Raw genomic sequence first — 12,597 nt, forward strand, 5'->3', positions numbered from 1 at the left:
CCGATGCTGTTCGTCAGCATCTGGGCGACTGGCTTTTTGGTCGCACGCCTCGTCGCGGGCCACGCGGACCCGCTCACTTTCCTGACCATCCGCTTCGCGTGCGGTACGGCCATATTCACCGGCTTAGCTGCGCTCGCCGGTGCGTCCAGGCCCCGCGAACCGCGGTTGTGGGCGAACGCGGTCGTCGCTGGCCTCCTGCTCCAGGGAATTTATCTGGCGGGCGTGTTCTGGTCAGTCAGCCATGGCCTGCCGGCAGCGGTCTGCGCCCTCATCACAGGCCTGCAGCCGCTCCTGACCGCAGCGCTGGCCGGGCCGATGCTTGGCGACCGCGTCACCCGTCGGCAGTGGATGGGAATCCTGGTCGGCTTGATCGGCGCGACAATGGTGCTCGCCCCGCAGGTGACCTCGTCCGTCCACGCGGCGGCTCCCGTCACCGTCGCGGTCGCGGCGCTGGCGACCGTCGCCATCACGCTCGGCACCATCTGGCAGAAGCGCAGCGGCGGTGGCGTTGACCTACGCGTCGGCGCGGCGATCCAATTCGCCGCCTCGGGCCTCGTCATCGCGCCCGTCGCGCTCCTGACCGAGGATATGCGCTTCGATGGCAGCTGGGAGGCGTGGAGCGCGCTAACCTGGTCGGTAATCGGCCTGTCGGTCGGCGGGATGACCTTGCTCCTGATGATGATCGGGCGCAGCGCGGTCTCGGTCGTCGCCTCGCTGTTCTACCTTGTGCCGCCCGTCGTGGCGGTGCTGGCGTTCATGCTCTTTGGGGAGGCGCTCGGCGCGGTGCAGATCGCCGGCCTGATCGTCGCCTCCGCGGGGGTCGCGATCACGACACGGGACAGAAGCTGACGTATGTTGATGGTCTAGGAAGGGCGCCGGTGAGAGGATGGTTCAAGTCGTACGCTAAGCCCGGCGACTGCTCCGATCGGGATGGTGAAAGGGGAATGCTAGCGGGAGGTCCGCTGGCTTGGGATTAGCGCCCGATCCCGGACCGGCCGTTCGCGACACCATTTCAAAAGAGGATCGTTTTCTCAGGGAAGGATGCTGTTAGATGTCATTGGAGCTAAATAAGGCGAACGTGATCGCCTTTTACGAGATGATGTTCAACGACTGCCGACCTGCTGAGGCAATCAAGCAATATGTCGGCGGAGAATATATCCAGCACAACCCTCAAGTCGCTACCGGAAAGCAGGCATTTATCGACTATTTTGAGCGGATGGCACGAGAGTGGCCTGGCAAGAGAGTCGAATTCAAGCGGACTATTGCAGAAGGAAATACCGTGGTCCTGCACTGCCATCAGCACTGGCCCGGAGACCACGACTACGCTGGCATCGACATCTTCCGATTAGATGATGAGGGTCGTATCGTCGAGCATTGGGATGTGCTTCAAATTATCCCCGACCACTTTGAAAACCCGAACGGCATGTTCTGATGAGGGGTCCGTACTCCCACATTCTGCCATTGAGCCTGCTCCGTACGGTCCCGAAGGCTGCCAGCCATTTATCGATCGAGTACCGCCTTTGAGCGCCCGCCGGTTCTTCGTAACAGGGAGCCTGCAGTGAGACAGCCGGGAAGTATGCGCTGATCGCACGGGCAGGCGATGGGCTTGCCTACCCTGACCGATTCTGCTGAGCCTACGTCCTTGATGCGGGCACCGACGGCTGACGGCCTCAGGCGGGTAGCGCGGCCCCCGGCAGCTCGTCCGGAACGTGCGACCTGTACCGCCGAGCGAAGAGCATCATCGCCGCGACCGAGATCAGCCCCGGCACCGCGAAAGCGACGAAGTTCAACGCCATCGGCAGCTTGGCAGCGAGCAGCAGTCCGCCCAGCAGCGGCCCGACGATCGCTCCGACCCGACCGACTCCCGAGGCCCAGCCGAGCCCCGTCGTCTTGATAGAAGCGCCGTAGAAGTCCGCCACGGTCGCGTAGAGGAGGATCTGCGTGCCCGTCGTGCCTGCTCCCGCGACGAATATCAGCAGGTAGAGGACGGCCGTCGGGCTCTTCGCGCCGAGCAGCGCGATACACGTCGCGCCGATCGCGAAGGAACTGACCACAACGCGCACCAGTCCGTAACGGTCGGCAAGCCGCCCGCCGCCGATGGCGCCGAACATACCGCCGAAGTTGAGGGCAAGAAGAAACGACAGGCTCGAGCCGAGCCCGTAGCCGGCGGTGCGCATCAGCTGCGGCAGCCAGGAGCCGAGCGCGTACACCATCAGCAGGCAGCAGAAGAAGCATGTCCACAGCGCCAGCGTTCCACCCGCCCGGCCATCGTGAAACAGCGCGGCGATGGAGGATGAGCCCGCTTTAGCGTCCCGCAGGACCAGTTGGCCGCCCGGGACCGTGCGGCCGGGTGCGATCTTCGTCAGAATGGCACTCGCACGTCCCTCGTCCCCCCGACGTATCAGAACGGCGAGCGACTCAGGTAGCTTCCAGAGCACGATCGGGAGCAGACAAAGAGGCACCGCGGCAGCGAAGAACATGGCACGCCAACCAAACGTCGGCAGCAGCCAGATGCCGAGCCCGGCGGCTACCATGCCGCCGACTGCGTAGCCACTGAACATCAGCGCCACGAGCGTCGTTCGCAGGCGTTTCGGTGCATATTCATTCGTCAGCGCCACGGCGTTGGGCATGAGCCCACCGCATCCTAGTCCCGCCAGGAAGCGCATGACCCCGAACTCCGTTGTGTTCCCGACGAAGCCGTTGACGATCGTCGACACGCTGAAGATGGAGAAGCAGATGGCGATGCAGCGCTTGCGCCCGATCCGGTCGCCCAGCGATCCGAAGGTTAGCGCGCCGATCATCATGCCGAACAGCGCCCAGCTTGCGAGCGAGCCCGCCTGGGGTGGGGTGAGGTCCCACTGTTCCATCAGCTGGGGCAGGATCGCGCCATAGATGAAGACGTCGTAGCCATCGACGATGAGGAGCAGGCCGCAGAGGACGACGATTGTCCAGTGGAAGCGGCCGAACGTGGCCTCGTCGACAATGTCGTTGACCACGGTGCCTGCCATAGACCTACTCCCCTGCAAAATCGGTGACGTCTCAGACACGCTCCAGCATGAGCGCGATCCCCTGGCCGACGCCGATGCACATGAATGCCATGGCGTAGCGACCACCGGTGCGATGCAGCTCCTCAACGGCCGTCATCGTAATCCGCGCACCCGACATGCCGAGCGGATGGCCGTACGCAATAGCCCCTCCGTTCCGATTTACGCGCGGATCATCCTGCGCGATGCCAAGATCACGCAACGTAGCGATGGCCTGACTGGCGAATGCCTCATTCAGCTCGATCACGTCGAGCCGATCAAGGCTAATCCCGGTATTCCTGCTCAGCTTGCGCGCCGCCTCGATCGGACCGACGCCCATGATCCTTGGCGCGATGCCAGCTGCTGCCATGCCAAGCACACGTGCGCGAGGACGAAGCCCGTTACGTGATGCGGCGTCTTCGGAGGCGACGAGCATAGCTGCTGCGCCGTCATTTAGCCCGGAGGCGTTCCCCGCCGTCACCGTACCGTCGTGGCGTACCACCGGCTTCAGCTTGGCAAGAGCGCCCAGGCTTGACGCGCGCGGATGCTCATCCTGTGAGAAATCGATCGGATCGCCCTTTCGCTGAGGAACGCTGACCGACACGATTTCAGCCGCCACACGACCACTAGCGATAGCTGCTGCGGCCTTCTCCTGGCTGGCGAGGGCGAAGCGGTCCTGATCTTCGCGTGATACGCGCCACACGTCAGCGACGTTCTCGCCGGTTTCGGGCATGGAGTCGACGCCATAGGCGTGACGCATCGCGGGATTGACGAAGCGCCATCCCAGCGTCGTGTCCTCAATCTTCTGAGAGCGGTCAAAGGCTGAATTAGCCTTGCCGAGCACGTACGGTGCCCTGCTCATGCTCTCGACACCGCCGGCGATTATGAACTGTGCATCCCCGCAGCGTATCGCCTGCGCCGCGATGCCGACAGCGTTTAGGCCTGAGCCGCAGAGGCGATTGACGGTTGTACCTGGCACGGCTTCAGGCAACCCGGCCAAAAGCACGGCCATGCGCGCGACGTTGCGATTGTCCTCTCCCGCTTGGTTGGCACAACCAAGGATCGTGTCGTCAACGGTTTCCCAGTCTACGCCTGCGTTGCGTGCGGCGAGCTCGCGGATGGGGATGGCCGCGAGGTCGTCGGCGCGGATCGATGACAGGCCGCCATTGAGCTTGCCGATGGGGGTACGGATGGCGTCGCAGATGAAGGCGTCAGGCATGGGACCTCAGACGAAGGCGTCGATAATGGCGTCGGCAAGGGCGTTTGGTGCGTCAAGCGGAGCAAGGTGAGCAGCATCGAGCATGACATGTTGAGCACCCGAGATGCGTTCGATCAGGTGCTCGCCATGACCGACGAACGGTGTCGAGGTATCGCGGTCCCCCGAGACGACGAGCGTTGGAACGGAGATTGTTTGCAAGCGATCAGCGATGTCCATGTCACGGATAGCAGCCGCGCACCCGGCATAGCCTGCCGGCTCCATACAGAGCAGGCCACGTCGTACGCTGGCGGCGATCTCGGGCCTGGCTTGCACAAAGCTTGGCGATAGAAACCGCGACATGGCAAGGTCAGCGATCCCAGCTACGCCTTCCTCCCGCACCTTCTCGACCCGAGCCGTCCAGGCGGATCGATCCATCGTTGCCGAGGTGCATATGAGCGCCAAGCCGGTAACTCTTTCCGGCGCGTCCATTGCAAGCTGCATGGCGATCATGCCGCCCAGGGACACGCCCGCCACCAATGCGGCTTCAACGTCAGCTGCATCCATAGCCGCTGCCACGTCGCCTGCGAGCATCGACAGCTCATAGTCTCCTGCCGGGGCATCGGATGCGCCGTGACCACGGGTGTCGATGCGCAAAAGCGAGAACCGATGCCTAAGCGCGGGAATTGCCGCGTCCCACAGGTCCATGTCGGTCCCAATGGAATTCAGCAGCACCAGCGACGGAGCAGCGGTGTCGCCTTCGACCTTCCAGTAGATGTCAGCGCCTTGCGATCGGATGAAAGGCATCAGGCAGCGCGCTCTAACGCGGTTTCGTCTGTGAATGATGCATCAGTCTTCGCCCGCACCTCGTCCACGGTGATGCCTGGGGCCAGCTCGATCAGGCGTAATCCAGGCTTGTCGCATGCGAGAACGGCCAGGTCCGTGATGATCAGATCAACGCACGCCTTGCCGGTGAGCGGCAAGGTGCAGGCCGGCAGTATCTTAGATACGCCTGCCTTGTTGGCGTGATCCATGACGACCACAACACGCTTGACGCCGGCGACGAGATCCATCGCGCCGCCCATGCCTTTCACCATCTTGCCCGGGATGGTCCAGTTCGCGATGTCACCAGTCTCGCTGACCTCCATCGCGCCGAGAACGGCCATGTCGATGTGCCCGCCGCGGATCATCGCAAAGCTGTCCGCCGACGAGAAGAAGCTGGACGTGGGCAGCGCTGTAATCGTCTGCTTGCCGGCGTTGATGAGATCAGGATCGACCGCATCACGCGTAGGAAATGGGCCAATTCCGAGCATTCCGTTTTCTGACTGAAGCGTCACGTCAAGACCTTCAGGAACGTAGTTGGCTACCAGCGTCGGTATGCCGATGCCGAGATTGACATAGAACCCGTCTTGCAGCTCGCGAGCGGCCCTCGCCGCCATCTGTTCGCGGGTCCAGCCCTTCGTATCGCCGGCCATCACGCGTCCTCCTTCTCGCGAACCGTCAGCTTCTCGATCCGCTTCTCGTTGATGGTCGACAGGACGACCCGGTCGACAAAGATGCCGGGCGTGTGGATGCAATCGGGGTCGAAGCTGCCCGCTTCCACGATCTCCTCGACCTCCGCCACAGTGACCCGACCCGCTGTCGCCATGTTCGGGTTGAAGTTGCGCGCGGTCTTGCGGAACATGAGGTTGCCCGCCGGGTCCGCCCGCCAGGCCTTTACGATCGACAGGTCGGATCGCAGCCAGGTCTCGCGGACGTACTCCTCTCCGTCGAAGTTCTCGACGGGCTTGCCCTCCGCCACGACGGTGCCGACGCCCGTTTTGGTGTAGAATGCCGGGATGCCCGCACCGCCCGCACGAATGCGCTCAGCCAAGGTTCCTTGCGGCGTAAGTTCAAGGTCAAGCTCGCCCGAGAGGTACTGCTGCTCGAAAAGCTTGTTTTCGCCCACGTACGACGAGATCATCTTCGCGATCTGTCGGGTCTCCAGCAGCATCCAGAGGCCGAAGCCGTCGGCGCCGGCGTTGTTGGAGATGACGGTCAGCCCCTTCACCCCGCTTGCGCGAATTTCCGGGATCAGGCTTTCGGGATTGCCGGACAGGCCGAAGCCGCCCGACATGATCGTCATGCCGTCGAAAAGCAGCCCGTCGAGGGCCGCCGCCGGATTGTCGTAGACCTTGTTCTTCATGTCGCTCCGATCAGCCCAGGTCACCGCCCGCGACGGGCAGGATGGAGCCGGTGATGTACGATGCCTCGTCCGAGGCGAGGAAGAGGATCGGCGCGATCTGCTCATCGAGCGTCGCGTACCGTCCGAGGAACGTGGACGTCGTGACCTGCTCGACCGCCTCAGCCATCCAGGCCTGCTCACGTGCGTCGTCCCCGTCGGGATTGCGCGGCACCATGCGGGGCGGGGCCTGCGTTCCGCCCGGCGCCGTAGCAACGACCCGGATGCCGCGGTCACCGTATTCCATCGCCAAGCTTTGGGTCATTGCGTTGATGCCGCCCTTGGCCGCCGAATAGGGTACCCGTCGGATGCCACGCGTCGCGTTGGACGAGACGTTGACGATCGTACCCACTCCCTGGTGGAGCATGATTGGCAGGACGGCGTGGCAGCTCCAGAGCGTTGGCATGAGCGATCGCCGGATTTCGGCCTCTATCTGCTGCGGCTCAAACTCGGCGAACGGTCGCATACGGATCGCGCCGCCTACATTGTTGACGAGGATGTCGACGCGGCCGAACTCGGTTTCGGCCGCGCGCATCGCCGATACGGCACCCTCGCTCGTCTCGAGATCGCAAACAAAGGCGCGCGCGGCCCTGCCTGCTTCATGTGCGACATCGGCGACAAAGTCGGCGCGATCGACAAGCATGACGGCCGCACCTTCAGCGGCCGCACGTAGCGCAACGCCGCGGCCGATGCCCTGCGCCGCGCCCGTCACGACCATCGTCTTGCCACGGAACCGGTCGGCAAAGATCATGCCGCAGCCTTTACCGAACTCTCGCTGGGCGCGAATTTTTCGTAGTGGAAGTGCTTTGGCTCAACGCCCTTGTCCCGCAGAAAGGTGCGTACAGCCTCGACCATGGGCGGCGGTCCACACAGGTAGATGTCACAGTCACCGGCGTTGAGGTGGTCGTCCGAAAGATGCTCGGTGACATAACCCTTGAGGGGATGTCCGCTCTCCGGATCGGCGACGCATACCGCAGAGGTCAGCGTCGGCAGGCGGGCGGCCAAAGCGTCGATGCGCTCCATCTCGACCATGTCGCCATCTTTGGTCACGCCATAGATCAGGTGAAGCGGCTGCTCGGTGCCCTGATCAGCAAGGACCTCCAACATCGACAGGATCGGCGCTAGGCCGGTGCCACCGGCGAGGAGTATTGTCGGGCGATCGACGTTTCGCAGAAAGAAGCTGCCCTGCGGTCCGACAAAGCTCATCCGAGCGCCGGGCTGCGCCTTCTCGCTAAGCCAGCTGCTCATCAGGCCGCCCGGAATGTTGCGGATAAGGAAGCTGGCTTCCGCCGCGCCAGGTTTGGAGCTGAACGAATAGGAGCGGTGTTGCCCAGTGTCCGGAACCATCAGGTTCACGTACTGGCCCGGGAGGAAGCCTAGAGCGGCGGGATCGTCCACCCGCAGCGTGAGGATGATCGTGCTGTCGGAGACCATCTCCACGCTGGCAACTTCGCCGCCATGTATGGCGGGCTTCACCTTGCACGCCGACGACGGCACCGGCACTGCGATCACGCAATCGGACGAGACCTGCATCTGGCAGGTCAGGACCATGCCTTCTTCCGCCTCGTCCTCGGTCAGCGCTTCTTCGATGTACTCGTCGCCAAGCTCGTAGCTGCCCTGCTCGCAGCGGCACTTGCATGTGCCGCATACGCCGTCCGAACAGTCCATCGGCAGGTTGATCTTCTGGCGGAACGCGGCGTCGAGCACCTTCTCGCCTGCGTTGCAGTCGATGAAGCGCGTAGCGCCGTCCTCGAAGTTGAGTGCGATACGGTAGCCCATGTGATCCTCTCGAGCCCGGCGTCAGATGTGATAAATGTCGATCACCTGGCGGATGTAGTCGTTCTTGAGCACGACCTTCTTGTTGGTAATGACCGGCTGATCACCAGTCGCGTCGATGGTGTAATAGGATGTCCCGAAGAAGCTCAGCGTCTCCTTGTAGCGGTGACTGAGCGTATGCCAGTTGAACCGTACCTCAAGCACACCGTCTGTCTCGCTCGTCACCTCAATGTTTGTGACGGCATGGTTCGTACGTGGCTCGGGCATACTTGCTCCCGATCGCTCGGTCTTGATGCGGAAGACGCGATCTTCCAGCCCATCCCGATTGGGATAGTAGATCAGCGAAATCTCACGCTGAGGGTCTTCGACCAGTTTGTCGTCGTCGTCCCAAGCCGGCATCCAGAACACTGCGTTGGGCGCGTAGCAGGTCAGCCATTCATCCCACTGCCGATCGTCGAGCAGCCGCGCCTCCCGAAAGAGGAACGCGGCAACCCGGTCATAAGCGAGTGTCATGCTGCCACCCGCAAACGGTCGACCTGCCGGACAGTGCTGCCGCCGTCGCCACCATCGTCCTTGTCGAGGGCCGCGATCAACGTCTGCGCCCAATATTCGTGCTGCCGCACGAACAGACCCTCATCCTCGCTGCGATTGCCGCTGAGCGTAGGCTCTAGACCCATCGCCGTGGCGTTCTCATCAGGACCCGCGATCCAGTGCGTAGCGCCGCGGCTCAGATCATTCCACAAATCGCCTGCGCCTTCGTAGGCGGTCTGGCAGGAGCGGAACTCCTCCAGATCGTCAGGCGTGCCCATCCCACTGACGTTGAAGAAGTCCTCGTACTGACGGATGCGAAGCGCCCTTTCGGCGTCCGCCTCGCCTTTCGGCGCGAAGCAGTAGATCGTGACCTCGGTCTTATCCACGCTCACCGGACGGATGACCCGGATCTGCGTCGAGAACTGGTCCATCAGATACACATTGGGGTAGAGGCACAGGTTGCGCGTCTGATCGACGATCGGCTTGGCACGCTCCTCGCCCAGTCGCTCCGCCAGCTCCTCGCGGTGTGCGTATACGGGGCGAACCTCAGGGTTGAGGAGCCGTGTCCACAACAGAATGTGGCCGTTGTCGAAGCCGTAGACGCCGCCAACGCTCTTCGACCAACCATCGGGGTCGACTGCCTTGGTGGCCTCCTCCTTGCGCCGGCCGGTCGTTGCCGAGTAATTCCAGTGGACTGCGCTGACGTGATAGCCGTCCGCGCCATTCTCCATCTGAAGCTTCCAGTTGCCGTCGTAGACGTAGGATGAGTTCCCGCGAAGCACCTCCAGCCCTTCTGGCGCCTGGTCGACCATCTGGTCGATGATCACGCGGGTCGAGCCAAGCCAATCCTCCAACGACTGCACGTCGGGGTTGATGCTGCCAAACAGGAAACCGCGGTAGTTCTCGAAACGCGCTACCTTGGTCAGATCGTGCGAACCCTCAGTGTTGAACGCCTCGGGGTAGTCTCCCGTCTTGCCGTCCTTAACCTTGAGAAGCTTGCCCGCGTTGCTGAACGTCCAACCATGGAACTGGCAGGTGAAGCTGCCCTTGTTGCCATGCTTCTTGCGGCAGAGCATCGCGCCCCGGTGCGCGCAGGCATTGATGACCGCGTTGAGCTGGCCAGTTTTGTCGCGCGTGATGATGATCGGCTGACGGCCGATGAAGGTCGTGAAATAGTCGTTGTTCTCCGGTATCTGGCTCTCGTGGGCGAGATAGACCCAGTTCCCCTCGAAGATGTGCTTCATCTCGAGGTCGAACAGGGCCGGATCGGTGAATACGTCGCGTCGGCAGCGGAATGCGCCCGTGGCGGGATCGTCAACGACCGCGGTTTCGAGGCGTTCGCGGATATTTGCGCGAAGGTCGGTCATGGTGCTTCTCCTTTGCGACGAATGTCAGGCGACGGCGAGCCGGGCGCGGTTTGAGAAGGCCTCGTCGTCTGCCACCTCAGCGCGCTGCAGCTGGAAATCGAAAGCGATGTGAGCGCTGTCGCCCTGCCGGTTCGGCACGGGCAGCAGGCCTTCGCGGGTGCCGAAGGCGAAGTCGTCCGCGGCGAAAGGATCGTCACCGAAGTTGATTTGTGTCGTCAGCTGCCTGTAGCCGGGAGCCTCGATGAAGAAGTGAACGTGGGCAGGGCGATTGCCGTGTCGACCCAAGACCTTCATCAGCTGATCTGACGCACCACCCGGCGGGACGCTATAGCCGTTCGGCATCTTGGAATGGAACGAGTAGCGCCCATCGTCGCCGAGCTTGATCCGCCGGCGGTTATTGAAGGGCGTCTGTTCGTGGGTCGGATCGAAGTGCGAGTAGAACCCACGCGAGTCCGCGTGCCAGACGTGAAGTATGGCATTCTTCACCGCCTCCCCGTCAGGTCCCGTGATCTGACCTGTCATGTAGAGGGTGGTCGTCTCATCCGGGTCATCCGTCAGATTGGCGTCGTTCTCGACTAGCGGAGCGCCTTCGACGTAAAGGGGGCCTTCGATCGTACGCGGTGTGCCGCCGGTCTTGCCCGCCTCCGCATCCTTGGCGTCCATGTACAGGTCGAGGAAATGCTCGATGCCCGTACCGGGCATGAGGAGGCCAAATTCTCCGGCAGCCGATTGCAGATAGTTGACCGCACTCCAGACCTCGTTCTCACTGATATCGTGACGGACGATGATCGTCATGGTTGCTTCGACGAGATCGCGCATGATGGCCTTCACCCGAGGATTGCCGTCGGTTGACGCTGTACCGGCAACGCGGTCGAGCAGGTCCTGGATTGCGGGGGTCTGTACGAAGGAAACGTCCATGGGGGTCTCTCCTGGAATTCTATCTGGTCGCCGCCTTGGGCGGTCTATCAGTTGCGGCTGCTTCAGCGGTCGTCGTCGTGGAGCGATGACGGGTGGCGGCACAGGGCAGTGACCCGCATCGTCATGAAAGGGTAGAGCGGCAGGCTCATTAGAATGTCATGCAGTTCGGCATTCGAAGCGACATCGAAGATGCTGACATTCGCGTATTGGCCTACGACCCGCCAGATGTGCCGCCATGTGCCCGCACGCTGGAGATCCTGGAACCGCGCCTTTTCGGCAGCTTTGAGGCGGGCGCCTTCTTCGGCGTCGAAGCCGATCGGTATGTTCACGTCCATCTCTACCTGGAACAACATGGTCGTCAGGCCCTCTCTGCAACGACGTGGAGTGTGGGTGCGGTGCGGTCTCGACGATGGAAAGCCACGCGGTCCTCATCGAGCGCCACACCGAGGCCGGGACCGGTCGGGACCGCGAGCTCGAAGTCGGCGTAGCGAAGCGGTTCTGCCAGTATGTCCTGGGTAAGCAGCAACGGACCGAACAGCTCTGTGCCCCATGCGAGCGTCGGAAGGGTTGCACACAGATGGGCCGACGCCGCTGTCCCGACACCGCCTTCAAGCATCGTCCCGCCGTAGAGGCCAACACCGCCGGCATGGGCAATCGTCGCGACAGCATGTGCGGGTAGCAGACCACCCGATTGCGCGATCTTCACCGCGAAGATGCGGGCGCCCGAGCAGGCGGCAATAGCGAAGGCGTCACAGGGACCATGTAGCGCCTCGTCCGCCATCAGCGGCACGATGTGCTTAGCCGACAGCCGCGCCATCGATGCGTGCGCATGCCTTGCGACTGGTTGCTCGACGAGGTCGACACCGGCATCTTGCAATAGACGCATACCGAGATCGGCCTGTGCTTCATCCCAGTTCTGGTTGACGTCGACACGGACGCTGCCGCGGTCACCAACCGCCTTTTTGATGGCAGCGACATGCGAGACGTCGTCGCGGACCGATCGCTTGCCGATCTTGAGCTTGAAGATGTTATGCCGGCGAAGATCGAGAACGCGCTCCGCTTCCTCGATGTCGCGCGCGGTGTCACCGCTCGCCAGCGTCCACGCAACCGGAAGACTGTCGCGGACGCGTCCCCCACCGATCAGCTCGGACACCGGTACTCCCAGGCGCTTGCCTGCCAAATCTAAAAGCGCCGTCTCCACCGCACACTTAGCGATATGGTTGCCGAAAACGCTTTGCGTCACCTTGGCCATGGCGGCGCCGACTCTAGTCGGGTCGCAGGTCCTGAGCACAGGAGCGATGTAGCTGTCGATGGCGAGTTTTATACCTTCAGGGCTCTCCTCACCGTAGCTGAGGCCGCCGATCGTCGTGCCTTCACCGATACCTTCTAAACCGTCGGAGTCGCGCATTCGCACCAGTACGATCGACTGGTGATGCATCGTCGCCATCGCTAGGACATGCGGACGTATCGTCGGAATATCGACGATGAAGGTATCGATCTCTGCGATCGTGACCATGACCTCTCCACATCCTCAGCTCTACGTTATCCCAGCATAGGTACGTCGGA

General features: G+C 62.6%; 14 protein-coding genes. 2 read left to right on the top strand and 12 right to left on the bottom strand.

Going from position 1 to position 12,597, the window contains the following annotated elements; translation table 11 throughout:
- Nucleotides 1–3 precede the first annotated feature (3 nt).
- Together MF609_RS15515 and MF609_RS15520 are read left to right on the top strand one after the other, a co-directional pair.
- Nucleotides 4–849 carry a DMT family transporter gene (locus tag MF609_RS15515; RefSeq protein ID WP_066667189.1) on the top strand — a complete coding sequence of 282 codons (846 nt, stop codon included), beginning with the start codon at nt 4–6 and terminating at the stop codon, nt 847–849.
- A gap of 202 nt (nt 850–1,051) precedes the next feature.
- Nucleotides 1,052–1,432, top strand: coding sequence for a nuclear transport factor 2 family protein (locus MF609_RS15520; RefSeq protein ID WP_022674932.1), 381 nt, complete (start codon nt 1,052–1,054; stop codon nt 1,430–1,432).
- A 238-nt stretch (nt 1,433–1,670) separates the two neighbouring features.
- Here MF609_RS15520 and MF609_RS15525 read toward each other — a convergent pair whose 3' ends face one another.
- The 12 genes from MF609_RS15525 to MF609_RS15580 form a co-directional block, all read right to left on the bottom strand.
- Entirely contained in the window at nt 1,671–3,008 is a 1,338-nt protein-coding gene (locus tag MF609_RS15525; protein WP_022674933.1) for an MFS transporter, read from the bottom strand.
- Between the two features lie 31 nt (nt 3,009–3,039).
- Complete coding sequence (gene pcaF, locus MF609_RS15530; protein WP_022674934.1) at nt 3,040–4,242, bottom strand: 3-oxoadipyl-CoA thiolase; 1,203 nt, start codon at nt 4,240–4,242, stop codon at nt 3,040–3,042.
- Nucleotides 4,243–4,248: 6 nt separating this feature from the next.
- The gene (gene pcaD, locus MF609_RS15535; protein ID WP_066667190.1) at nt 4,249–5,025 is read right to left on the bottom strand and encodes a 3-oxoadipate enol-lactonase; all 777 of its coding nucleotides are present in this window, start codon (nt 5,023–5,025) and stop codon (nt 4,249–4,251) included.
- Nucleotides 5,025–5,693, bottom strand: coding sequence for a 3-oxoacid CoA-transferase subunit B (locus MF609_RS15540; protein ID WP_022674936.1), 669 nt, complete (start codon nt 5,691–5,693; stop codon nt 5,025–5,027). The genes pcaD and MF609_RS15540 overlap by 1 nt, the downstream gene beginning before the upstream one ends.
- A complete protein-coding gene (locus MF609_RS15545) occupies nt 5,693–6,403 on the bottom strand; it encodes a CoA transferase subunit A (RefSeq protein WP_022674937.1) in 711 nt (236 codons plus the stop codon). Before MF609_RS15545 ends, MF609_RS15540 begins: the two co-directional genes overlap by 1 nt.
- A 10-nt stretch (nt 6,404–6,413) precedes the next feature.
- Nucleotides 6,414–7,190, bottom strand: coding sequence for a benzoate diol dehydrogenase BenD (gene benD, locus MF609_RS15550; RefSeq protein ID WP_022674938.1), 777 nt, complete (start codon nt 7,188–7,190; stop codon nt 6,414–6,416).
- Nucleotides 7,187–8,218, bottom strand: coding sequence for a benzoate 1,2-dioxygenase electron transfer component BenC (benC, locus tag MF609_RS15555; RefSeq protein ID WP_022674939.1), 1,032 nt, complete (start codon nt 8,216–8,218; stop codon nt 7,187–7,189). Before benC ends, benD begins: the two co-directional genes overlap by 4 nt.
- A gap of 21 nt (nt 8,219–8,239) precedes the next feature.
- On the bottom strand, nt 8,240–8,728 hold the full coding sequence (gene benB, locus MF609_RS15560) for a benzoate 1,2-dioxygenase small subunit (RefSeq protein WP_022674940.1): 489 nt from the start codon (nt 8,726–8,728) through the stop codon (nt 8,240–8,242).
- Nucleotides 8,725–10,113, bottom strand: coding sequence for a Rieske 2Fe-2S domain-containing protein (locus tag MF609_RS15565; RefSeq protein ID WP_022674941.1), 1,389 nt, complete (start codon nt 10,111–10,113; stop codon nt 8,725–8,727). Before MF609_RS15565 ends, benB begins: the two co-directional genes overlap by 4 nt.
- 24 nt (nt 10,114–10,137) lie before the next feature.
- Nucleotides 10,138–11,031, bottom strand: a complete 894-nt coding sequence (locus tag MF609_RS15570; RefSeq protein ID WP_022674942.1) for a dioxygenase family protein — start codon at nt 11,029–11,031, stop codon at nt 10,138–10,140.
- 62 nt (nt 11,032–11,093) lie between these two features.
- On the bottom strand, nt 11,094–11,384 hold the full coding sequence (gene catC, locus MF609_RS15575; RefSeq protein WP_022674943.1) for a muconolactone Delta-isomerase: 291 nt from the start codon (nt 11,382–11,384) through the stop codon (nt 11,094–11,096).
- Between the two features lie 5 nt (nt 11,385–11,389).
- Nucleotides 11,390–12,547, bottom strand: a complete 1,158-nt coding sequence (locus tag MF609_RS15580; protein WP_066667191.1) for a muconate/chloromuconate family cycloisomerase — start codon at nt 12,545–12,547, stop codon at nt 11,390–11,392.
- Nucleotides 12,548–12,597 lie beyond the last annotated feature (50 nt).

The sequence above is a fragment of the Sphingomonas panni genome, from assembly GCF_022664435.1.
GTDB lineage: Bacteria > Pseudomonadota > Alphaproteobacteria > Sphingomonadales > Sphingomonadaceae > Sphingomonas > Sphingomonas panni.

Excerpts from the sequence above, each read along its gene's own strand:
- MF609_RS15515 (WP_066667189.1), top strand. The coding sequence starts at position 4 with ATGCTGTTCGTCAGCATCTGGGCGACTGGCTTTTTGGTCGCACGCCTC.
- MF609_RS15520 (WP_022674932.1), top strand. The coding sequence starts at position 1,052 with ATGTCATTGGAGCTAAATAAGGCGAACGTGATCGCCTTTTACGAGATG.
- MF609_RS15525 (WP_022674933.1), bottom strand. The coding sequence starts at position 3,008 with ATGGCAGGCACCGTGGTCAACGACATTGTCGACGAGGCCACGTTCGGC.
- pcaF (WP_022674934.1), bottom strand. The coding sequence starts at position 4,242 with ATGCCTGACGCCTTCATCTGCGACGCCATCCGTACCCCCATCGGCAAG.
- pcaD (WP_066667190.1), bottom strand. The coding sequence starts at position 5,025 with ATGCCTTTCATCCGATCGCAAGGCGCTGACATCTACTGGAAGGTCGAA.
- MF609_RS15540 (WP_022674936.1), bottom strand. The coding sequence starts at position 5,693 with ATGGCCGGCGATACGAAGGGCTGGACCCGCGAACAGATGGCGGCGAGG.
- MF609_RS15545 (WP_022674937.1), bottom strand. The coding sequence starts at position 6,403 with ATGAAGAACAAGGTCTACGACAATCCGGCGGCGGCCCTCGACGGGCTG.
- benD (WP_022674938.1), bottom strand. The coding sequence starts at position 7,190 with ATGATCTTTGCCGACCGGTTCCGTGGCAAGACGATGGTCGTGACGGGC.
- benC (WP_022674939.1), bottom strand. The coding sequence starts at position 8,218 with ATGGGCTACCGTATCGCACTCAACTTCGAGGACGGCGCTACGCGCTTC.
- benB (WP_022674940.1), bottom strand. The coding sequence starts at position 8,728 with ATGACACTCGCTTATGACCGGGTTGCCGCGTTCCTCTTTCGGGAGGCG.
- MF609_RS15565 (WP_022674941.1), bottom strand. The coding sequence starts at position 10,113 with ATGACCGACCTTCGCGCAAATATCCGCGAACGCCTCGAAACCGCGGTC.
- MF609_RS15570 (WP_022674942.1), bottom strand. The coding sequence starts at position 11,031 with ATGGACGTTTCCTTCGTACAGACCCCCGCAATCCAGGACCTGCTCGAC.
- catC (WP_022674943.1), bottom strand. The coding sequence starts at position 11,384 with ATGTTGTTCCAGGTAGAGATGGACGTGAACATACCGATCGGCTTCGAC.
- MF609_RS15580 (WP_066667191.1), bottom strand. The coding sequence starts at position 12,547 with ATGGTCACGATCGCAGAGATCGATACCTTCATCGTCGATATTCCGACG.